Annotated in this window: 22 protein-coding genes; 20 read left to right on the top strand and 2 right to left on the bottom strand. The window is 64.9% G+C overall.

Annotated elements, in window-relative coordinates; genetic code table 11:
- The 11 genes from tsaB (at window position 1) to metK (ending at window position 9,492) form a co-directional block, all read left to right on the top strand.
- Window positions 1-618, top strand: coding sequence for a tRNA (adenosine(37)-N6)-threonylcarbamoyltransferase complex dimerization subunit type 1 TsaB (gene tsaB, locus BSL82_RS06945; RefSeq protein ID WP_072596627.1), 618 nt, complete (start codon window positions 1-3; stop codon window positions 616-618).
- The gene (gene rimI, locus BSL82_RS06940) at window positions 615-1,094 is read left to right on the top strand and encodes a ribosomal protein S18-alanine N-acetyltransferase (RefSeq protein WP_072596626.1); all 480 of its coding nucleotides are present in this window, start codon (window positions 615-617) and stop codon (window positions 1,092-1,094) included. The genes tsaB and rimI overlap by 4 nt, the downstream gene beginning before the upstream one ends.
- Window positions 1,095-1,171: 77 nt before the next feature.
- A complete protein-coding gene (locus BSL82_RS06935; RefSeq protein ID WP_072596625.1) occupies window positions 1,172-1,579 on the top strand; it encodes a Ros/MucR family transcriptional regulator in 408 nt (135 codons plus the stop codon).
- Between the two features lie 79 nt (window positions 1,580-1,658).
- Window positions 1,659-2,081 (top strand): Fur family transcriptional regulator, encoded by a 423-nt coding sequence (locus BSL82_RS06930; RefSeq protein WP_072596624.1) that lies wholly within the window; start codon window positions 1,659-1,661, stop codon window positions 2,079-2,081.
- A gap of 47 nt (window positions 2,082-2,128) precedes the next feature.
- On the top strand, window positions 2,129-3,463 hold the full coding sequence (gene miaB / locus BSL82_RS06925) for a tRNA (N6-isopentenyl adenosine(37)-C2)-methylthiotransferase MiaB (RefSeq protein WP_072596623.1): 1,335 nt from the start codon (window positions 2,129-2,131) through the stop codon (window positions 3,461-3,463).
- The gene (locus BSL82_RS06920; protein WP_072596622.1) at window positions 3,463-4,458 is read left to right on the top strand and encodes a PhoH family protein; all 996 of its coding nucleotides are present in this window, start codon (window positions 3,463-3,465) and stop codon (window positions 4,456-4,458) included. Before miaB ends, BSL82_RS06920 begins: the two co-directional genes overlap by 1 nt.
- Complete coding sequence (gene ybeY, locus BSL82_RS06915; protein ID WP_072596621.1) at window positions 4,451-4,963, top strand: rRNA maturation RNase YbeY; 513 nt, start codon at window positions 4,451-4,453, stop codon at window positions 4,961-4,963. Before BSL82_RS06920 ends, ybeY begins: the two co-directional genes overlap by 8 nt.
- 8 nt (window positions 4,964-4,971) lie before the next feature.
- Window positions 4,972-5,865, top strand: coding sequence for a hemolysin family protein (locus BSL82_RS06910; RefSeq protein ID WP_072596620.1), 894 nt, complete (start codon window positions 4,972-4,974; stop codon window positions 5,863-5,865).
- A gap of 38 nt (window positions 5,866-5,903) precedes the next feature.
- The gene (locus BSL82_RS06905) at window positions 5,904-6,623 is read left to right on the top strand and encodes a dienelactone hydrolase family protein (RefSeq protein ID WP_072596619.1); all 720 of its coding nucleotides are present in this window, start codon (window positions 5,904-5,906) and stop codon (window positions 6,621-6,623) included.
- Window positions 6,624-6,646: 23 nt separating this feature from the next.
- Complete coding sequence (lnt, locus tag BSL82_RS06900; protein WP_083579088.1) at window positions 6,647-8,209, top strand: apolipoprotein N-acyltransferase; 1,563 nt, start codon at window positions 6,647-6,649, stop codon at window positions 8,207-8,209.
- Window positions 8,210-8,301: 92 nt separating this feature from the next.
- The gene (gene metK / locus BSL82_RS06895) at window positions 8,302-9,492 is read left to right on the top strand and encodes a methionine adenosyltransferase (RefSeq protein WP_072596618.1); all 1,191 of its coding nucleotides are present in this window, start codon (window positions 8,302-8,304) and stop codon (window positions 9,490-9,492) included.
- A gap of 7 nt (window positions 9,493-9,499) precedes the next feature.
- Here metK and BSL82_RS06890 read toward each other — a convergent pair whose 3' ends face one another.
- On the bottom strand, window positions 9,500-9,919 hold the full coding sequence (locus BSL82_RS06890) for a hypothetical protein (RefSeq protein WP_072596617.1): 420 nt from the start codon (window positions 9,917-9,919) through the stop codon (window positions 9,500-9,502).
- Between the two features lie 145 nt (window positions 9,920-10,064).
- On the opposite strand from BSL82_RS06890, the gene BSL82_RS06885 reads away from it, so the two are divergent.
- From BSL82_RS06885 to BSL82_RS19920, 5 genes are read left to right on the top strand one after another with little or no spacing between them, the layout of a single operon-like run.
- Window positions 10,065-10,559 (top strand): hypothetical protein, encoded by a 495-nt coding sequence (locus BSL82_RS06885; RefSeq protein WP_072596616.1) that lies wholly within the window; start codon window positions 10,065-10,067, stop codon window positions 10,557-10,559.
- Window positions 10,560-10,609: 50 nt separating this feature from the next.
- A complete protein-coding gene (gene trmB, locus BSL82_RS06880) occupies window positions 10,610-11,305 on the top strand; it encodes a tRNA (guanosine(46)-N7)-methyltransferase TrmB (RefSeq protein WP_072596615.1) in 696 nt (231 codons plus the stop codon).
- Between the two features lie 32 nt (window positions 11,306-11,337).
- Window positions 11,338-12,642 (top strand): chloride channel protein, encoded by a 1,305-nt coding sequence (locus BSL82_RS06875; protein ID WP_072598650.1) that lies wholly within the window; start codon window positions 11,338-11,340, stop codon window positions 12,640-12,642.
- Between the two features lie 30 nt (window positions 12,643-12,672).
- The gene (locus BSL82_RS19925) at window positions 12,673-13,137 is read left to right on the top strand and encodes a hypothetical protein (RefSeq protein WP_083579086.1); all 465 of its coding nucleotides are present in this window, start codon (window positions 12,673-12,675) and stop codon (window positions 13,135-13,137) included.
- Window positions 13,134-13,391, top strand: a complete 258-nt coding sequence (locus BSL82_RS19920; protein ID WP_158010734.1) for an energy transducer TonB — start codon at window positions 13,134-13,136, stop codon at window positions 13,389-13,391. The genes BSL82_RS19925 and BSL82_RS19920 overlap by 4 nt, the downstream gene beginning before the upstream one ends.
- 10 nt (window positions 13,392-13,401) lie before the next feature.
- Here BSL82_RS19920 and BSL82_RS06865 read toward each other — a convergent pair whose 3' ends face one another.
- On the bottom strand, window positions 13,402-14,499 hold the full coding sequence (locus tag BSL82_RS06865) for a PQQ-dependent sugar dehydrogenase (protein ID WP_072596614.1): 1,098 nt from the start codon (window positions 14,497-14,499) through the stop codon (window positions 13,402-13,404).
- A 180-nt stretch (window positions 14,500-14,679) separates the two neighbouring features.
- Here BSL82_RS06865 and rimP point away from each other — a divergent pair, with 180 nt between their 5' ends.
- The 4 genes from rimP to infB are packed head-to-tail and all read left to right on the top strand — an operon-like array spanning window position 14,680 to window position 20,093.
- The gene (gene rimP / locus BSL82_RS06860; RefSeq protein WP_072596613.1) at window positions 14,680-15,207 is read left to right on the top strand and encodes a ribosome maturation protein RimP; all 528 of its coding nucleotides are present in this window, start codon (window positions 14,680-14,682) and stop codon (window positions 15,205-15,207) included.
- Between the two features lie 7 nt (window positions 15,208-15,214).
- The gene (gene nusA / locus BSL82_RS06855; protein WP_072596612.1) at window positions 15,215-16,828 is read left to right on the top strand and encodes a transcription termination factor NusA; all 1,614 of its coding nucleotides are present in this window, start codon (window positions 15,215-15,217) and stop codon (window positions 16,826-16,828) included.
- The gene (locus BSL82_RS06850) at window positions 16,815-17,474 is read left to right on the top strand and encodes a DUF448 domain-containing protein (RefSeq protein ID WP_072596611.1); all 660 of its coding nucleotides are present in this window, start codon (window positions 16,815-16,817) and stop codon (window positions 17,472-17,474) included. Before nusA ends, BSL82_RS06850 begins: the two co-directional genes overlap by 14 nt.
- 15 nt (window positions 17,475-17,489) lie before the next feature.
- Entirely contained in the window at window positions 17,490-20,093 is a 2,604-nt protein-coding gene (gene infB / locus BSL82_RS06845; RefSeq protein WP_072596610.1) for a translation initiation factor IF-2, read from the top strand.
- Window positions 20,094-20,138 lie beyond the last annotated feature (45 nt).

The raw sequence follows: 20,138 nt of genomic DNA, 5'->3' as shown, positions 1-20,138 counted from the left end.
GTGCTGCTAGCTATCGAAACCGCCGAGACGGCTTGCTCGGCGGCGCTGATTGTTGGCGCGACCATTGTCGACGAGCGGCACGAAATGGTGGGGCGCGGACATGCCGAGCGGCTGATCCCGATGATCGGCGATCTGCTGCAAGGACGCAGGCCGGGCCGCATACTGGTGGATTGCGGGCCGGGCAGCTTCACCGGCGTTCGTGTCGGGATCGCCGCCGCGCGCGCGCTTGCGCTTGGCTGGCAGGTGCCGGTCTCCGGATATTCGGCGATGACGCTGATTGCGGCGTCAGGGTTCAGCATCCATGACGGACACGCTATTGCAGTAGTGATGGCGGGCGGACACGGTCAACTTTTCGTGCAATGCTTCCAGCGCGCGCCCTTCGGTGCTCTGGGGCCGCTCAAATCGCTGGTTCCGGAGGAGGCTGCGGCAATGTGCAAGGACATCCCGCTCGCTTTGGGGTCCGGGGCACCCGCTCTGGCGGCCGCGGGCTGGGCGGGGCGAACGGGCATGTCGGCTCCGCGCGCCGCGGACGTGCGGCTCCTGGCGGAAGCAGACCGTAGCCTGCCGCCGGTCCCGATTTATGGTCGCCTCCCCGATGCGAGGCCGTCGGCGGGATGAACCATGTGATCCGCATCGCCGACTGGCACGATGTGTCGGCCGTCATGCCGGTGATGGAAGATGCGTTCGATCCGCTATACGGCGAAGCCTGGTCTGAAACCCAGTTATCGGCCCTTCTGCTGGGGCCGGGTAACTGGATGCTCGTGCTTGAGGTGGAAGAGCGGATCTGCGGCTTTGCCGTAGCCCGGTCGGTACTGGACGAAGCCGAGCTGATGTTGATTGCGGTTCCCCAAAAAATGCGGGGCAGGGGCTATGGACGTGCGCTTCTGGATAAAGTGATCGTCGAGTGCCGCCGCCGGAATGTTCGGCGGATATATTTGGAAGTCAGGTCGGACAACGAAAATGCGGTGATGCTCTATGAGTCGGCAGGATTTCGTCCGGTTGGCCGCAGGAGCGGATATTACAGGGGAAAAGACGCTGTATTGCGGGACGCAACAACAATGGTGCTCGACTTGGTTAATGATTCCCTTCGATAAGATACTTGTATTGCGGCCGGTCAATGTTAATAGGGCGGTGGCCAAGAGGTTCGCCAACAAAAAGCCGGAGCCATGTAATGGAAAACAATAACGAGACGTTGATCACCTTAACCGCCGACATCGTATCGGCCCATGTCAGCAACAACACTGTTGCCGTAAACGATCTCCCGACGCTGATCCAGAATGTGCATGGTGCGCTTGCTGGTGCGGGAGCAGCTCAGAAGCCTTTGGACGAGAAGCCGCAGCCGGCTGTTTCGATCCGTTCATCTGTCAAGCCTGACTATATTGTCTGCCTTGAAGACGGGAAGAAGCTGAAGATGCTGAAGCGTCACTTGATGACGCACTATAGCATGACGCCGGATCAATATCGCGCCAAATGGGGACTTGCCGCTGATTATCCGATGGTTGCACCCAACTATGCGCAGCAGCGCCGTTCCCTGGCGATGAAGATCGGCCTGGGTACGAAGCGTACCAAGGGTAAATAAACGGCCTTGGGGGTCGCTGCAGCCTGAAATATGGCCGCGGCGACTTGCCCTTTGTGTCGGCTGGTCCTAAGCTTCGCGCATGGCTCAAGCGATCGATATTGAGACCCTTTGTCACGAGAAGGGCCTGAGGGTAACCGAACAGCGGCGCGTCATCGCGCGCGTGCTGAGCGACGCTTCGGACCATCCCGATGTGGAGGCGCTGCACGCCCGCGCGGTGGCGGTCGATCCGGGCATTTCAATCGCAACGGTCTATCGTACGGTGCGGTTGTTCGAGGAAGCCGGCATTCTGGAGCGGCACGATTTCGGCGATGGGCGCTCGCGCTATGAAGCCGCGCATGACACGCATCACGATCATCTGATCGATGTCGAATCGGGCAAGGTGATCGAGTTTGTCGATCCCGATCTGGAAGAACTTCAGCGCAAGATCGCCGAAAAGCTTGGCTTCCGGCTGGTGGACCACAGGATGGAGCTTTATGGCGTTGCGCTTTCGCGCGAGCGCTGATCCGCGCTCTGTCATAATTCCCCGGTGCAGGCTATAGCCCCCGCCGCATGACCGAATCCCCAAAAAAACCGAAGAACTATTTCGTCAAATCCTTCGGCTGTCAGATGAACGTCTATGACAGCGAGCGCATGGCGGAACTGCTTGCCGCAGAAGGCATGGCGGCCGCGACCGATGCCGAATCGGCCGATCTCGTGGTCCTGAACACCTGTCATATTCGTGAAAAGGCGGCCGAAAAGGTCTATTCCGAAATCGGACGTCTGAAGAAGAACAACGCCGGAAGCCGGGTGGTGGTCGCCGGGTGCGTCGCCCAGGCGGAGGGCGAGGAAATCGTCCGGCGTGCGCCCTCGGTCGATGTCGTCGTCGGACCGCAGGCTTATCACCGCCTGCCGGAACTGATCCGCCAGGCAGGTGAACGCCGCGCGATAGATACCGACATGCCGCCGGTCTCGAAGTTCGATGCGCTTCCGAAACGTAGCCGCCAGGGTGCGTCTGCCTTTCTCACCGTGCAGGAAGGCTGCGACAAGTTCTGCACCTATTGCGTGGTGCCCTATACGCGCGGGGCCGAGCTTTCGCGCAGCTTTGCGGCCGTTATGGACGAGGCGCGGGCGCTTGTGGACGGCGGCGCGCGCGAGATCACGCTGCTGGGCCAGAATGTGAACGCCTGGACGGGCAGCGACGACAAGGGCGCGGATGTCGGGCTGGACGCGCTTGTCCGCGCGCTCGACGCGTTGCCGGGCGTGAAGCGCATCCGCTACACCACCTCCCATCCCAACGACATGACGGAGGGGCTGATCCGCGCCCATGCCGAGGTCGAAAAGCTGATGCCCTATCTGCACCTGCCGGTTCAGTCGGGGAATGATCGCGTGCTGAAGGCTATGAACCGCAGCCACAGCCGGGAAAGCTATCTGCGCATCATCGAGCGGGTACGGGCGGCGCGGCCGGACATCGCCATTTCGGGCGATTTCATCGTCGGCTTTCCGGGGGAGACGGAAGCGGAGTTCCTCGACACGCTGGAGATCGTGCGGGCGGTGAACTACGCCCAGGCCTATTCCTTCAAATACTCGCCGCGTCCCGGCACTCCGGCCGCCGACATGACGGGACGGGTCGCGGCCGAAGTCATGGAAGACCGGCTGGCGCGCCTGCAGGCGCTGCTCGGCGACCAGCAGCGCGCCTTCAACGAGACAACCGTCGGAAAGCGTGTGGACGTTCTGCTGGAACGGCCCGGGAGGCGCACGGGCCAGCTCGTCGGAAAATCCCCCTGGCTTCAGTCCGTGCACGTCGAGGTGGCGGGCGCCGCCATCGGCGATCTCGTCACCGTCGACATCGTTTCCGCCGGTCCGAACAGTCTGGCCGGCATCCTCCCAGCGAAAGTAGCGGCCTAGTGTCGAGAAAACCCGAGAAGGCGAAAACCGGAGAACGCGCGCGGCTGGAGATATTGTTCGACAGGCCGCAATTGCTGGGAAAGCTGTTCGGCGAATATGACCAGAATCTGGTAGCGCTGGAAAACCGGCTGGGCGTTTATATTTCGGCGCGCGGCAACCGCGTCCAGATCGAGGGCGAGGCTGAACAGGCCGCCCGCGCCAGGGATGTGCTGACCGGGCTTTACAATCGCCTGACCCATGGCCAGCCGATCGACGAGGGCGATGTCGAAGGCGCGGTCGCAATGTCGGCCGATCCGTCGCTGGAAGGCGTGGTGAAGGCGGCGGCCGGCGAAGCCCCGCCGATCATGATCCGCACCCGCCGCAAGACCATCGTGCCCCGCTCCGGCACGCAGATCCGCTACATGGAATCGCTGGCGAGCGACGACATCATCTTCGCGCTTGGCCCAGCGGGAACGGGCAAGACCTATCTGGCGGTGGCGCAGGCGGTGAGCCAGCTTGTCGCCGGATCGGTCGACCGACTGATCCTGTCGCGCCCGGCGGTGGAAGCCGGCGAACGGCTGGGCTTCCTGCCCGGCGACATGAAGGAAAAGGTCGATCCCTATCTGCGGCCGCTCTACGACGCGCTTTACGACATGTTGCCGACCGAGCAGGTCGAACGGCGGATCGCAAGCGGCGAGATAGAGATTGCGCCTTTGGCCTTCATGCGCGGCCGCACGCTCTCCGATGCGTTCGTGATTCTGGACGAGGCGCAGAACACGACCCCGGCGCAGATGAAGATGTTCCTCACCCGCTTCGGCATGCGAAGCCGCATGGTCGTGTGCGGCGATCCGAAGCAGGTGGACCTGCCGGAGCCGGGCAAATCCGGCCTTGCCGACGCCGTCGCCAAGCTGGAGGGCATAGACGGAATCGCGACCGTGCGCTTCAACGCGGCCGATGTGGTGCGCCATCCGATCGTCGGCCGTATCGTGGAAGCCTATGAGGGACCGGATGCTTGAAGTTGCGACATCCGTCGGCCCCGGCTGGCCGGACGACCCGGACTGGGAAGTGCTTGCGATCGGCGCCGCTCATGCGGCGGTGTCGCACACGCCGTTCGGCGGCCTGATCGAAGCGCCGTTCGATGCGGAAATATCGATCCGGCTGACCGACGACGCCGAGGTGCGCAAGCTGAACCACGCCTATCGGCAAAAGGACAAGCCGACCAACGTCCTTTCATTCCCGCTGTTCGAGCCGGATCAGATCGAGGCGTTGAGCCTGACCGACGACGGCGAGGAATTGCTGGGCGACATCGTGCTGGCGCTGGGCGTGGTCACGCGCGAGGCGGCTGAAAAGAACGTATCGGTGGAACGTCACGCCGTTCACCTGATTGTGCATGGCGTACTCCACCTGCTAGGCTATGATCATGAACTGGGGGAAGTGGAAGCAGAAGCGATGGAGGCGATTGAACGCGCCGCGCTTGCCGATCTCGGCATTCCCGACCCATATCAGGTGACGGAGGCCTGATCCTCGAAATGTCTGAAGAAAGTCGATCTAGCGACGCGGGCGGCCGATTTTGGCAGGGCCTGCGTGCACTGTTGCTTGGAAACGATCACGAAATCACGCTTCGCGACCAGATCGAGGAAGCGATAGAGGAGCATGACGAGAACGGCGGCGGCCAGGGCGACCTGAGCCTCGTCGAGCGTCAGATGCTGAAGAACCTGCTGCATTTCGGCGAAAGACGGGTGATCGACGTCGCCGTGCCGCGATCCGACATCATCGCCTTTGACGACGCGGGAAGCTTTGCCGATCTGGTGGCGCTGTTCCGTGAGGCAGGCCACAGCCGTATCCCGGTGTTCACCGGTTCGTTGGACGAAGTGCAGGGCATGATCCACGTCCGCGATGTCTACGCGCACCTCGCCGATCCGGCGCACGGCCCGGACCCCACGGTTGAATCGCTGATGCGGCCGGTGATCTTCGTGCCGGAATCCATGGGAGTGCTCGATCTTCTGGCCCGCATGCGGGCGGAGCGGACGCATCTGGCGATCGTCGTCGACGAATATGGCGGCACCGACGGAATCGTGACGATCGAGGATCTGGTCGAGGAGATCGTCGGCGACATCGAGGACGAGCATGACGAGGCGGTGGCCGGCACCATCCAGCCGATGGACGGCGGGCTGTTCGAGGCCGATGCACGCGCTTCGCTGGAAGATGTTGCCGAGCAGGTGGACGCGCGGCTGGTGGACGAGGAAGGCGAGGTCGACACGCTGGGCGGATTGACCTTCCTTCTCGCCGGTCGCGTGCCGGTGGTCGGCGAGATCGTCGAGCATCCGACCGGTTGGCAGCTTGAAGTGATCAAGGGCGACAGCCGGCACATCGAGCGGCTTCGCCTCCATCCGCCGGTGGCGGCGTCGGAAGTCGAAGCCTGAATCCCGAGCCGGATTCCAACCAATCAGGAGAGCAGGCCATGAAAGTCGAAACCATCAGCTATGAAGCCGACGGTCTCGCGATGGAGAGCCTTCTTTATCTCGATGAAGACAAAGCGGGTCCCCGTCCGGGCGTGCTGGTATTCCCCGAGGCCTTTGGTCTGGGCGAGAACGCAAAGACCCATGCCGAGCGGCTGGCGGAACTTGGCTATGCGGCGCTCGCCTGCGACCTGCACGGCGAGGCGAAGCTTTATGACGATCTCGCTACGGTCATGGGCCTGCTGGAGCCGATGCAGAAAGATCCGCTTCGCACGCGCGCGCGCGCCGAGGGTGGCCTCAAGGCACTGCGCGCGCGAGCGGAAGTGGACTCCGGCAGGATCGGAGCGATCGGATTCTGCTTCGGCGGCACCGTGGCGCTGGAACTGGCGCGAAGCGGCGCGGATGTGCGCGGCGTCGTCGGCTTTCACAGCGGCCTTGCGACCGCCCGGCCGCAGGACGCCAGAAACATCAAGGGCAAGGTGCTGGTCTGCCTGGGCGCGGACGATCCCGGTATTCCTCCCGAGCAGCGTGCCGACTTTGAACGTGAGATGCGCGACGGCGGAGTGGACTGGCGGATGCATCTTTATGGCGGTGTGGTGCACAGCTTCACCAACAAGAACGCCGCGAGGCTCGGCAGGCCGGAGGTCGCCCGATATGATGCGGGGGCGCACCGCCGCTCCTGGACCGAAATGCGCGCCTTTTTCGACGAGGTCTTTGCCTGAAGCGGGCGCTGTCGCTTTACACCATGCGGCCTTCACTGCATCACGCGGATGTGATCATCGGCAGCTTGCCTCTCCCTTCCCTTGATGGCTGGCGCGGCCGTGCGGTGGCGCTGGCGCTTGGCCTTGTCTCGGCGACAGGGTTCCAGCCGCTGAACCTGTGGCCGCTGACGCTGGCGGTCATTGCGCTGTTCATGATGATGGCGCACGCTGCGCAAAGTCGGTGGGGCGCGCTCGCGCTCGGCTGGTGGTTCGGCCTCGGGCATTTCACGCTTGGGCTGAACTGGATCGCGACATCCTTTACCTATCAGGCGGCGATGCCGGTTTGGCTCGGCTGGGTGGCGGTGCTGCTGCTGTCGCTGTTTCTCGCCATCTATCCGGCCGTGGCAACGGGGCTGGCCTGGCGGTTCGGCCGCGGCGATGTATTTCGCTTCACGCTGTTGTTCGCCGCCGCCTGGATGCTGACGGAATGGCTGAGGGGCTATCTTTTCACCGGTTTTGCGTGGAACCCGCTGGGCGCGGTCTGGACGCCGCTGTTGCCCGTCGCGCAATCCGCGCGCTGGATCGGCGCGCTGGGGCTTTCCGGTCTGGCGATATTGGCTGCGGGTCTGCCGATGCTGCTGGCGAACCGGAACTGGCGTGGCGCTGGCGGCGTCGCGGTCGTGCTGATGCTGATCGGTCTGGCCGGTCTGTGGGTGATGTCGACGCCCGCCGCGCCGGAGGGGGCGCGGGTGCGGATCGTCCAGCCCAATATCGGGCAGGAGGAGAAATGGGACGAGGCGAGCGGTGAAGCGATCGCCCGCCGCTTTGCCGAACTGTCAGGCGCGCCTGATGGCTCGCCCCGGCTGCTGATGTGGCCGGAAGCATCGGTGCGCGCCTATCTGGAGGAAGAGCCCGCCGCCCGGGCGCGGCTTGCGCGACTGCTCGGCCCGCGCGACCTGCTGCTGACGGGCGGAATCTCGCTGGTCTGGGACGACAAGGGCGAGGTGGAGGCGGCCCGCAATTCGCTGTTCGTGATGGACGCGGGCGGCCGCCTGGTGGCGCGCTATGACAAGGCGCATCTGGTCCCCTATGGCGAATATCTGCCGATGCGGCCGCTGCTTTCGGCCATCGGGCTGTCGCGGCTGGCTCCCGGCGATCTCGATTTTCTCGCTGGACCGGGGCCGCGCTCGCTTGCCCTGCCGGGGTTCGGATCGGCCGGAATCCAGATCTGCTATGAAATCATCTTTCCCGGCCGGGTGGTCGACCCGCGTCACCGCCCCGACTTTCTCTTCAACGCCTCGAACGACGCCTGGTTCGGAAGCTGGGGGCCGCCCCAGCATCTAACGCAGGCGCGCCTCAGGGCGATTGAGGAAGGGTTGCCGGTCGCCCGCGCGACACCCACCGGCATCTCGGCCGTGATCGATCCGCAAGGAAGGGTGAGAGCGTCGTTGCCCCACCGGACGGCCGGCGTGATCGACGCGCAGATGCCGCTTCCAGACCCGCCCACATTGTTCGCGCGGGCAGGGGAGTGGACGAGCGCGGCCTTCGGTCTGATGCTTGTTCTCATGGCCTTGCGGCCGCGCCGGCGCAGGAGCATTCCCACATAAAGACATGGTTATATGTCTTGCGAGCGGCGGGCCGCTTGGCTATGGGTGCGGCTCCAAAATCGCCGTGTCATTAGTTTTCAGAGGACCGCCGAATGGCTCGCAGCAACTATCTCTTCACGTCTGAATCGGTTTCCGAAGGTCATCCGGACAAGGTTTCCGACCAGATTTCAGACGCGGTGGTGGACCTTTTCCTGTCGAAAGACCCCGAAGCCCGGGTTGCCTGCGAGGCTCTCACCACGACACAGCGGGTGGTCCTTGCCGGCGAAATCCGGTGCAAGGGCGTCTATGACAATAAATCCGGCTGGGCCCCGGGCGCGCTGGAAGAGATTGAAAAGGCGGTGCGCGCCACCGTCAAGCGCATCGGCTATGAGCAAAAGGGCTTTCACTGGGAAAGTTTTGCGTTCGAGAATTATCTCCACGGCCAGTCGGCCCATATCGCGCAGGGCGTGGATGAAAGCGGCAACAAGGACGAAGGCGCGGGCGACCAGGGCATCATGTTCGGCTTTGCCTGCGACGAGACGCCCGGCCTGATGCCGGCGACGCTTTATTACTCCCATCGCATCCTTGAGCGCATGGCCGCGGACCGCCACGGCAGGCACGTCGATTTCCTGGAGCCGGACGCCAAGAGCCAGGTGACGCTCGCCTATGAGAACGGGATGCCGGTGAGGGCGACGGCGCTGGTCGTTTCCACCCAGCACGCGGTCGGTGCGGATCAGAGGAAGCTGCGCGATTATGTGAAGGGTGTGTTCGCCGATGTGCTGCCCGATGGCTGGCTGCCCGCCGACGAAGCGACCTTCGTCAATCCGACGGGCCTGTTCGAGATCGGCGGTCCCGACGGCGACGCGGGGCTGACCGGCCGCAAGATCATCGTCGACACCTATGGCGGGGCCGCCCCGCACGGCGGCGGCGCGTTTTCGGGCAAAGACCCGACCAAGGTGGATCGTTCAGCCGCTTATATCAGCCGCTACATGGCCAAAAACATCGTCGCGGCCGGGCTTGCCAAGAAGTGCACGATCCAGCTCAGCTATGCGATCGGCATCGCCGAGCCGCTGTCGCTCTATGTCGATACGCACGGCACCGGCACGGTAGACGAAGCGCGGCTTGAGGCGGTGCTGCCGAAGCTTCTGCGGCTTACGCCAAAGGGCATCCGCACCCATCTGGGGCTGAACAAGCCGATCTATCAGCCCACGGCAAGCTATGGCCACTTCGGCCGCGAGGCGAACGGCGATTTCTTCAGCTGGGAGCGAACCGATCTGGTGGATGCGCTGAAGCAGTCGATCTAGACTCACGTCAAGGCGGGGAAGCGGCACCCTCCGCTTCCTGCCGTCTGGCGCGCTGTTCGGCCCTCCACTGTTTCAGCATCTCGGTCGTGCAGCCTGTCTGGCCGCCTGCGCCCACGGTGGAGCAGCTGTTGGGGCGCGTGGCCTGGGTAGATTCCTCCACAATGTCGGCGCGCTCCTTCCATGACCGCCCCTCGGGGGGCGGCTGCGGCGCCTTGCGAACCTCCTCGGGCACTCGGTAGCGCTCGCTTTCCGGCTTGCGGGCGCAGACGATGATTTCGCCTTCCTTGCCTTCCGGACAAGGGTCGTCGCCATAGATCACCACGGACCTCACCTGTCGCGGTTTCTCCGGTTGTTCCTGTTGCTGCGCGATAGCCGGGACAGCGGTCGACAGGCACAGCAATATCAACGCGGCCCTACAGCTTTGCATCATGTTCCTCCAACCCGCATGTGGATGCGAACTATACATGTCTCATCTACGGGCGGAGAGGGTTATCTTTCCATTGCAACGCAGATTGTCAGGCGGTGTGGCTTCACGCATATTCATCATGGTTAATGGTGCAGGGGAAAAGGCCATGGTCCGGACAATCGCCGTCGTTGCATTGCTCTCCTTTGTCGGTGGCGAGGGGTTCGCCCAGACTGCCCGTGTTCCAGTCATCTCGCCCGCCGAGCGGGCCGCCATCTTCAAGGCGGGCGGCGCTGTGCTGCGTGGCGGCAAGTGGCTTGGCTGCGCCGACGCGCCATCGCCGGAACCCGCGACGATCGATCTCTACAAGGATCTGAACGGCGACGGGCGGCCGGAAGCGGTGGTCACCAGCTATGGCACCTATTGCTATGGTATGACCGGGCAGGGCTATGCCCTTCTCAGCAAGCAGCCGAACGGAGGCTGGCGGATGATGGACGGGGGTCAGGGTATACCGGAGTTCCTCGCGACCAAGGGCGCGGGCGGCTGGCCGGACATCTCGATCGGCGGTCCGGGCTTCTGCTTCCCCGTGGTCCGGTGGAACGGCAAGGAATATGCGATCCACCGGCATCAATATGAAGGCAAGGCCTGCCGCCCCAACAGATAATTTGCCGGGCGTTCTTGGCGGCCCCGCCGTCTGCCGCTAGGACCGCGCCCATGTCAGCCAGTCCCAATGTCGATCCGGCCTTCACGCGGCGTCTCTACGGCCGCCGTCAGGGCCATGCCCTGCGGCAGGGACAGGCCGCGCTGGTGGAGGAACTGCTCCCCCGGGTGGCCGTGCCGGAGGAAGGCGCTCTGACTGCTGAGCACCTGTTCGGCAGCGGGCGTCCGATGCAGTTCGAGATCGGCTTTGGCGGCGGTGAGCATATGGCCGCGCAGGCAAAGGCGCATCCCGGCCATGGCTTCATCGGCTGCGAACCCTTTCTGAACGGCGTCGTGGCGGCGCTTGGGCATATCCGCGACGGAGGGCTGTTCAACGTCCGCATCCACATGGGCGATGCGCTGGACGTGCTGGAACGGCTGCCGGACGGTTCGCTGGAGCGTGTCTATCTGCTCCATCCCGATCCATGGCCCAAGGCGCGACACGCCAAGCGCCGCTTCATGAACCCCGGCCCGCTGGACATGATCGCGGCCAAGCTGAGGCAAGGCGGCGAGTTTCGCGTCGGCACCGATCACCCCGTCTATTGCCGCTGGACGATGATGCAGATGGGCAGGCGCACGGATTTTCGCTGGCTGGCGGAAACAGCCGCCGATTTCCAGGACCGTCCCGCCGACTGGCCGCAGACACGCTATGAGGCGAAGGCCCGGCGGCTGGGGCATGAGGTCTGGTACTTCAGGTATTTGCGGATTTGACGATCGGGTACGCCATCCGATGGGTGTCGGTTCTGGCCCGGCGACACCTGCTTCACAATCTGCTGTGGCGGCGACGGCTGGCGATCGGCGCGGGCGCATTGCTGCTCGGGTTTGCCGCGCTTGCCTTCGCATGGCTTGCCGACAGGGCCTCAGAGGGCTTTGCCGGATTGCTGGCGATCAATCCCTGGCTTCCCGCCATTATCACTCCGGCAGGCTATGCGCTGATCGCCTGGATCACCCTGAAACTTGGCCCCGAGGCGCGGGGTTCGGGCATTCCACAGGTGATTGCGGCCATGAAGCAGCCCGCAAGGTCATCGCACCGCCTGATCTCGCTGAAAGTGGCGTTTCTCAAGCCTTTGCTGACCTGCGCGGCGCTTCTGGTCGGCGGATCGGCGGGCCGCGAAGGGCCGACCGTTCAGGTCTCCGCCGCGATCATGACGCGCGTCCATCAAATGCTGAAACTGCCGGTGCGCAGTTCCGTGCTGGTCGCCGGGGGCGCGGCCGGTGTCGCGGCTGCGTTCAACACGCCGCTGGCGGGAGTCGCCTTCGCCATAGAAGAGCTTGCCTCTGCCTATGAGCAGCGAATGACGCTGCTTGTGATGAGCGCGGTCCTGATCTCGGGCATGGTGAGCCTCGGCATTGCGGGGGACTATGTCTATTTCGGCGCGATGCACGATACGCTGTCGCTGTCATCGGTGATGGTGATCGCGCCCGTCGCCGGTGTGCTCGGCGGGCTGGCGGGCGGGCTGTTCTCGCGCCTGGTGCTGGATGTGACGCGAAGGGGCGGCCTCTGGCGCCCCTGGGCAAGGACAAGCCCGGTCCTGTGGGCGCTCGGATGCGGGGCGGTCGTCGCCTTGGTCGGGCTGGCGAGCGGCAACAGCTGGGGAACGGGCTATGAGGCAGCGCGAGCGCTGATTGAGGGCGATCAGGCATCGCCCTGGTTCGGCCTCGCGAAGTTCATTGCCACGCTTGCGACGGCCTTGTCGGGCATCCCCGGCGGAATCTTCGCGCCTTCACTTGCGACGGGCGCAGGCTTTGGAAGCTGGCTGAGCGAACTGTTTCCCGAGGACCCGGGCGGCGCGGTGGTGCTTCTGGGCATGATCGCCTATTTCACAGGAGTCGTGCGCGCGCCGCTGACCGCAGTGATCATCGTCAGCGAGACCACCGCAAGCAGGGGTCTGATCCTGCCGCTCTTCACTGCCGCGATCATAGCGGACGGATCGGCGCGGCTGGTGTGCAAGGAACGGCTATATCACGGCCTTGCAAAGAGCTTCCTTTCCCCATCCCGAGACACGGCTCCGGATCGGGAAATCACGGGTTCATCTGCAACGAGCTAGCTTCCCGTCCGTTCTCTCAGGATGACGGCCATGAACAGGCTGGACGCGCGGACTAGGGATCGGATCAAGGCCGCACTTGCCGCCGGGGCCATACAGGCGATGTTCGGCTATGTGCTGTTGAGCCAGCTTGCGCTGCCTTTTCTGAGTACGGAAGGGGAGGCCATCAAGGTCTTTGAAGTCGCGGAGCCGCCGCCGCCCGCCGCCGAACGGCCGGAGCCCAGCCGCGCCGGGGCCGACAAGCCAAAAGACGAAGCCGCCCCGCCCAATATCGAGGCGGAACCGATGGAAATCGCAGCGCCGCCTCCAATCATCCTTCCCCCCGTTCCATTGCCGATCGTCGCTCCGCCCATTGCCGGGACGGGCGATGCGCCGATCGCTGGCGCAGCCGAGACACCGGGGCCGGGGACCGGCGCCGGGGGGAGGGCGCGGGCAGGGGCGGCGGCGGCGAAGGCGAGGGCGGGTTCACCCCGCCGCGATGGTTGCGCGGGCGGTTGAGGGATTCCGATATTCCCCGCGACGTGGGGGATGCCGGGCTGGGCGAGCAGATGACCGTTCGCTTCACCGTCCAGACCAACGGTCGCGCGACGGACTGCGGCATCGAGCAATCGAGCGGCAACGCGCGTCTTGACGAGGCCACATGCCGCGCGATCGAGCGCCGATACCGCTTCAGGCCTGCGCTGGATGAGGACGACCAGCCGATGGCGATCACCGTCGTCGAGGATCATCGCTGGCACCGGCACGAGGATTGAGCGGGAAAAGCTATTGCGAGGGCGTCAGCTTCAGCAACCGTCCGCCCGCGTCGTCCTCCAGCAGCCAGACCGCTCCATCCGGGCCTTGCTCCACCTCCCGGATGCGGCGGCCCATCTCGAAGCGTTCGGCCTCCCTTGCAGACTGGCCGTCGATGGCGACTCGCACCAGCGCTTCCGACGACAGGCCGCCGATCAGGGCGCTGCCTTTCCATTCAGGGAAGAGGTCACCGGAATAGATGATGAGTCCGGCGGGCGAGATCACGGGCGTCCAGCTGACTTTGGGCGGTATGAACTTCGGATCGGTCAAATGGGCCGGTATCGGCGTCCCGCCATAGTGCCGCCCTTCGGAAACCTTCGGCCAGCCGTAGTTTTCGCCTTTCCTGACGAGATTGAACTCGTCGCCGCCGCGCGGCCCAATTTCATGCGTCCAGAGGTTGCCGGCCTTGTCTAAGGCGATGCCCAGCAGATTGCGGTGCCCCAGAGACCATATCTGCGCCTTGATGCGGCCCTGATCGTAATAGGGATTGGTGGACGGGATCATGCCGGTGTCCGTCAGGCGGACGACCTTGCCCAGATTCTGGTTCATGTCCTGAGCCGGTTCCATCTTCTGCCGGTCGCCCGAGGTAACGAACATGTATCCGTCCGGCGAAAATGCGATGCGTCCGGAATAATGGCCGTTGCCGGTCACTTTCGGTTCCTGCCGCCAGATCACCTGAAGATTTTCAAGCGCCGTTTCCGTCAGCGTCGCGCGTGCGAGCGCGGTGCCGCTCGTGCCGCCTTCGCCGGGTTCGGAATAGCTGAGATAGACGATCCTGTTATTGGCGAAATCGGGGTGGAGGGCGACATCCATCAGCCCGGCCTGCCCCGCGTAATGGACCTTGGGAGTACCGCTTAGCGGCGCTGATTTCTTGCCGTCGCGGGTGACGATCAGCAACCGCCCGGCCTTTTCCGTCACCAGCAGCCGTCCGTCGGGCAGGAAGGTCATCGCCCAGGGCTCGTCGAAGGTGGCGACCGGCGTCGCGGTGAAGGGCGGTTCGGTGGCGGCGGGAGCAGGCTGGGAGGAACAGGCGCAGAGCAACGCACCTAGAACGATCGTGGCAGAGCGCATGCTGGTGTTGTCCTCTTTGGCCGGAATGCGGGGTAAATGCCTAACATGGCGAACGGTTGCGCTTGTACTATGCTTCGGCGCAGCGTATATGAAGTTCCTCTCTCGACATGTTCATACCTGCCGAGGTCGGGTCCGAAAGGGTCCGGCGGGCGAAACTGCATGTCCTCGACAAGGATTCGGATGACGGACACCGCAAAGCTGACTGCTCTGATTGCACCCGAGGTGGAAGCCCTGGGCTATGCGGTCGTGCGTGTCGCGATGTTCGGCGGGACGAGCGACCCGACCCTGCAGGTCATGGCCGAACGCGCCGACACCCGGCAGCTCGGGATCGACGATTGCGAGAAGATCAGCCGCCGCCTCTCGGACCTGCTGGACGAGGCGGACCCGATCGAACACGAATACCGGCTGGAAGTAAGCTCGCCCGGCATCGACAGGCCGCTGACACGGCCGCAGGATTATGACGACTGGAAGGGCCATGTCGCGCGCGTCCGCCTGCTGGAGCCGCGCGACGGGCGCAAGCAGTTCGAGGGCAGGCTTGGCGGCGTGGACGACGGCAATGTGCTGTTGACCGATGTGTCGAAACTGGGCGCGGTGACACTGCCGCTTGCCGCCATAGACCACGCAAAGCTTTTGTTGACTGACGACCTTATTGCAGCGACTGCTCCGCTTTCCACGGACGGCGCCGATCGAATTCAGATGGAAGGATAGCCGAAACATGGCCACAGCAATTTCCGCCAACAAGGCCGAGCTGCTTGCGATTGCAGATGCGGTCGCGCGTGAAAAGCTGATCGACCGCGACATCGTGATCGAGGCGATGGAGGACGCGATCCAGCGCGCCGCCCGCTCGCGCTATGGCGCCGAGAACGACATTCGCGCGAAGATCGACCCCAAGAGCGGCGACATGCGGCTGTGGCGGGTGCTGGAAGTGGTCGACCAGGCCGACGATTATTTCAAGCAGATCAGCCTCAAGGACGCGCAGAAGAAGCAGGCCGACGCCGCGATCGGCGACTTCATCGTCGATCCGCTGCCGCCGATCGAGTTCGGCCGCATTGCTGCCCAGGCCGCCAAGCAGGTGATCTTCCAGAAGGTCCGCGACGCCGAGCGCGAGCGGCAATATGAAGAGTTCAAGGACCGCGTGAACGAGATCATCACCGGCGTGGTGAAGCGGGTGGAGTTCGGCCATGTCGTCGTCGACCTGGGCCGGGCGGAAGGCGTGATCCGCCGCGACCAGCAGATCCCGCGCGAGGTGCTGCGTGTCGGCGACCGGGTGCGCGCGATCATTTCCAGCGTGCGCCGCGAAAGCCGCGGCCCGCAGATCTTCCTCAGCCGCGCGCACGGCGAGTTCATGAAGAAGCTGTTCGCGCAGGAAGTGCCCGAAATCTACGACGGCATCATCGAGATCAAGGCCGTGGCCCGCGATCCCGGCAGCCGCGCGAAGATCGGCGTCATCTCGCACGACGGATCGATCGACCCGGTCGGCGCGTGCGTTGGCATGAAGGGCAGCCGCGTGCAGGCGGTGGTGCAGGAGCTTCAGGGCGAGAAGATCGACATCATTCCCTGGTCGCCCGACCTTGCGACCTTTGTCGTCAACGCGCTCCAGCCCGCAGAGGTCGCCAAGGTGGTGATCGACGAGGAGGAAGGCCGGATCGAGGTGGTGGTGCCCGATGACCAGCTTTCGCTCGCGATCGGGCGGCGCGGCCAGAATGTGCGCCTCGCCAGCCAGCTTTCCGGCTCGCAGATCGACATCATGACCGAGGCCGACGAAAGCGAGAAGCGGCAGAAGGAGTTCGTCGAGCGTTCCGAGATGTTCCAGAAGGAACTCGACGTGGACGAAACCCTCGCGCAGTTGCTGGTCGCCGAAGGCTTTTCGGAGCTTGAGGAAGTGGCCTATGTGGAGGCCGAGGAACTTGCCCAGATCGAAGGGTTCGACGAGGAGCTGGCCGCCGAGCTTCAGAGCCGCGCGCAGGAGGGGCTGGACCGCCGCGAACAGGCCGCCCGCGACGAGCGTCGGGAACTGGGCGTCGAAGACGCGCTTGCCGAAATCGAGGGGCTGACCGAGCCGATGCTGGTGGTGCTTGGCAAGGCCGGCATCAAGACGCTGGACGACCTTGCCGATCTATCGACCGACGAGCTGATCGCCAGGAAGCGCAGCGGCGAGCGCCGCCGTGGCAAGGAAACCGCGCCCGACGACGAAGCCGCCCGTGGCGGCGTGCTTGCCGAGTTCGGCCTGTCGGAAGAAGAAGGCAACCGCATCATCATGGCCGCGCGCGCGCACTGGTTCGAAGATGAGGGCAATGGGGAGGACGCGTCAGCGGATGCCTCCCAATGAGCCCATACGGCGCTGCATCCTCAGCGGTGAACGGGATGAACGCGGCCGGCTGATCCGGCTGGCGCTTTCGCCCGACGGCCTCGTGCTGCCCGATGCGGCGGCGCGCGCGCCGGGCCGTGGCGCGTGGCTTGCTCCCGATCGCGCGGCCCTTGAAAACGCGATCTCGAAGCACAAGTTGAAGGGTGCGCTCTCGCGCGCTTTCAAGAGCGGCGATATCGGCTGGCCGGATGACCTGCCCGACCGGATCGCCAACGCATTGCAGCGGCAGGTGCTGGACAGGCTGGGCCTTGAGGCGCGCGGCGGCACGCTCGTCACCGGGTCCGACCGGATCAGCGACGCGATCGCGGCCGGCCGTGCCCGGCTCCTGATTCACGCGGCCGACGCCGCCGAGGATGGGCGGCGCAAGCTGGACGGCAGGTTGTTTGCGGCGCGCGGCGAAACAGGTATAGAGCTTCCTGCCGGTCGTGCCGAATTGTCCTTGGCCCTTGGCCGGGAGAATGTGGTACACGCCGCCATCGTCGAAAAGGCGGCGGCGGATCGAGTGGCGACGGTGCTTTTGCGCTGGCGCGCCTATTCGGGATTGAACAAACGGGCAGTGGCTTGCGAATCCGGTTCGCAAGGCTCATCGCCCGTCGAAACACTATGAAGGCGTTGGTAACGGATGAACGACGACAACAAGCCTAAGCTCGGCATGCGGGCGCCGCTCGGTATCAAGCGGACCGTGGAAACGGGCAAGGTCAAGCAGAGCTTCAGCCATGGCCGGTCCAAATCGGTTGTGGTCGAGGTGAAGCGCCGCCGCGTGATCGGAAAGCCCGGCGAGGGCGGAGCGGCCGAGACCGACAGCCAGGTTGTCGAGGTCGAAGCGCCGCAGCCAGTCGCCAGCACTCCCGCGCCCGTGGAGGCCGATACCGCTCCGGCTACCGCCGCTGCGCCAGCCCCGGCTCCGGCCGCGCCAAAGCGCCCGGCGCCCCCCCAGCGCGCGCCGCAGCCTCCGCGCAACGACCTGCTCTCCCGCCAGGAGCTTCAGGCGAAGCTGCTGCGCGAAGCCGAAGAGGCGCGCATGCGGGCGCTTGAGGAAGCGCGCCGCCGCGAGGATCTGGAGCGCAACCGCAATCAGGACGAGGAGCGCCGCCGGGCCGAGGAAAACCGTCGCGCCGAAGAACAGGCCCGCACCGCCGGCGAAACGGAGGCAGAGCCGCAGGAGGCCGCCGCCGCGCCCGAGGCGAACGTCGTCGAAGCTCCGGCGCAAGGTCGCGGTGCGCCAGCGGCCGCGGACATGGACGATGAGCGTCCTGCGGTGCGTCGCCCCGGCGCGGCTCCGGCCGCCCGCCGTCCGGAAGCGCCCAAGCCCGCGCGTCCCCGCACCGACGATCGCCGCCAGTCCGGCAAGCTGACCGTCACCCGCGCGCTGGACGATGGCGAGGGCGCCCGCGCCCGCTCGCTTGCCGCGCTGAAGCGTGCCCGCGAAAAGGACAAGCGGTCGCACATGGGCGGGCAGCCGCAGGTCAAACAGGTGCGCGACGTCAACGTGCCCGAGGCGATCACCGTTCAGGAACTGGCCAACCGTATGGCCGAACGCGGCGCGGATTTGGTGAAGGCGCTGTTCAAGATGGGCATGCCCGTCACCGTCAACCAGACGATCGACCAGGACACGGCGGAACTGCTGGTGACGGAGTTCGGCCACAATATCCGCCGTATCGCTGAATCCGACATCGAGATCGGCGTGGTCGGCGATGCCGACGCCGAGGCCGATCTGCAGCCGCGTCCGCCGGTGGTCACGATCATGGGCCATGTCGATCACGGCAAGACGTCGCTGCTCGACGCCTTGCGCGGCACCGATGTCGTCGCAGGCGAAGCGGGCGGCATCACCCAGCATATCGGCGCCTATCAGGTAACGCTGAAATCGGGCGACAAGATCACCCTGCTGGACACGCCCGGCCACGAGGCCTTCACCGAAATGCGCGCGCGCGGCGCGAACATCACCGATATCGTGGTGCTCGTGGTCGCGGCCGACGACGGGCTGATGCCGCAGACGATCGAGGCGATCAACCACACCAAGGCGGCGGGCGTGCCGATGATCGTCGCCATCAACAAGATCGACAAGCCGGGCGCGAATCCGCAGAAGATACGTGAGGTGCTGCTGCAGTATGACGTGCAGGTCGAGCAGATGGGCGGCGACGTGCAGGACGTCGAGGTTTCCGCGCTGAAGAAGCTGGGCCTTGACGACCTGACGGACAAGATCCTGCTCCAGGCCGAGCTGCTGGAGCTGAAGGCCAATCCGGAACGTCCGGCCGAAGGCACGGTTGTAGAAGCCAAGCTGGACAAGGGACGCGGCCCCGTGGCCACTGTGCTGGTCGGCCGTGGAACGCTGCGTGTGGGCGACATCTTCGTCGTGGGCGCGGAAAGCGGCAAGGTCCGCGCGCTGATCGACGACAAGGGACGCCAGGTGAAAGAGGCGGGGCCTTCGGTCCCGGTCGAGGTGCTTGGCCTATCGGGTGTGCCCGGCGCGGGCGATCCCCTGTCGGTCGTCGAAAGCGAGGCCCGTGCGCGCGAAGTCGCGGCCTATCGCCAGTCCGTCGCCCAGCGCAAGCGGACGACCCAGGCTCCGGCCAACCTCGAGACGATGTTCTCGGCGCTGAAGGCCAATGCCGTGAAGGAGTTCCCGCTGGTCATCAAGGCCGATGTGCAGGGTTCCGTCGAGGCGATTGTCAGCGCGGTGAACAAGATCTCGACCGACGAGATACGCGCCCGCGTCCTGCATTCGGGCGTCGGCGGCATCACGGAATCGGACGTGACGCTGGCGGCCGCATCGAAAGCGCCGATCATCGGCTTTGGCGTTCGCGCCAACGCCAAGGCGCGCGAGATCGCCAACCGCGATGGCGTGGCGCTGAAATATTACGACATCATCTATGATCTGATCGACGAAATCCGGGCGGCCATGGCGGGCCAGCTTGGTCCCGAGCTGCTCGAAAATGTCGTCGGCCGGGCCGAAGTGCGCGAAGTCTTCCAGGCCGGAAAGCATGGCAAGGCGGCGGGCGTGCTGGTGGTGGAAGGCCAGATCCGGCGCAACCTCAAGGCGCGGGTCATGCGGGACGATGTCATCATCTACACCGGGTCGATCGCATCGCTGCGGCGCTTCAAGGACGACGTCAACGAAGTGCGCGCCGGTCTGGAATGCGGCATCGGGCTTGAGAACTCGCACGACATCAAGGTCGGTGACGTGATCGAGACGTTCGAGATCGAGGAACGCGCGCGGACGCTTTGAGATCGGCATCCCCGCTTTGGCGGGCGTGACGACGGATGATGGATA

Source organism: Tardibacter chloracetimidivorans (genome assembly GCF_001890385.1).
Taxonomy (GTDB): Bacteria; Pseudomonadota; Alphaproteobacteria; order Sphingomonadales; family Sphingomonadaceae; genus Tardibacter; species Tardibacter chloracetimidivorans.
Note: the sequence above shows the minus strand (reverse complement) of the source record. Positions and strands in the feature narration are given on the sequence as shown.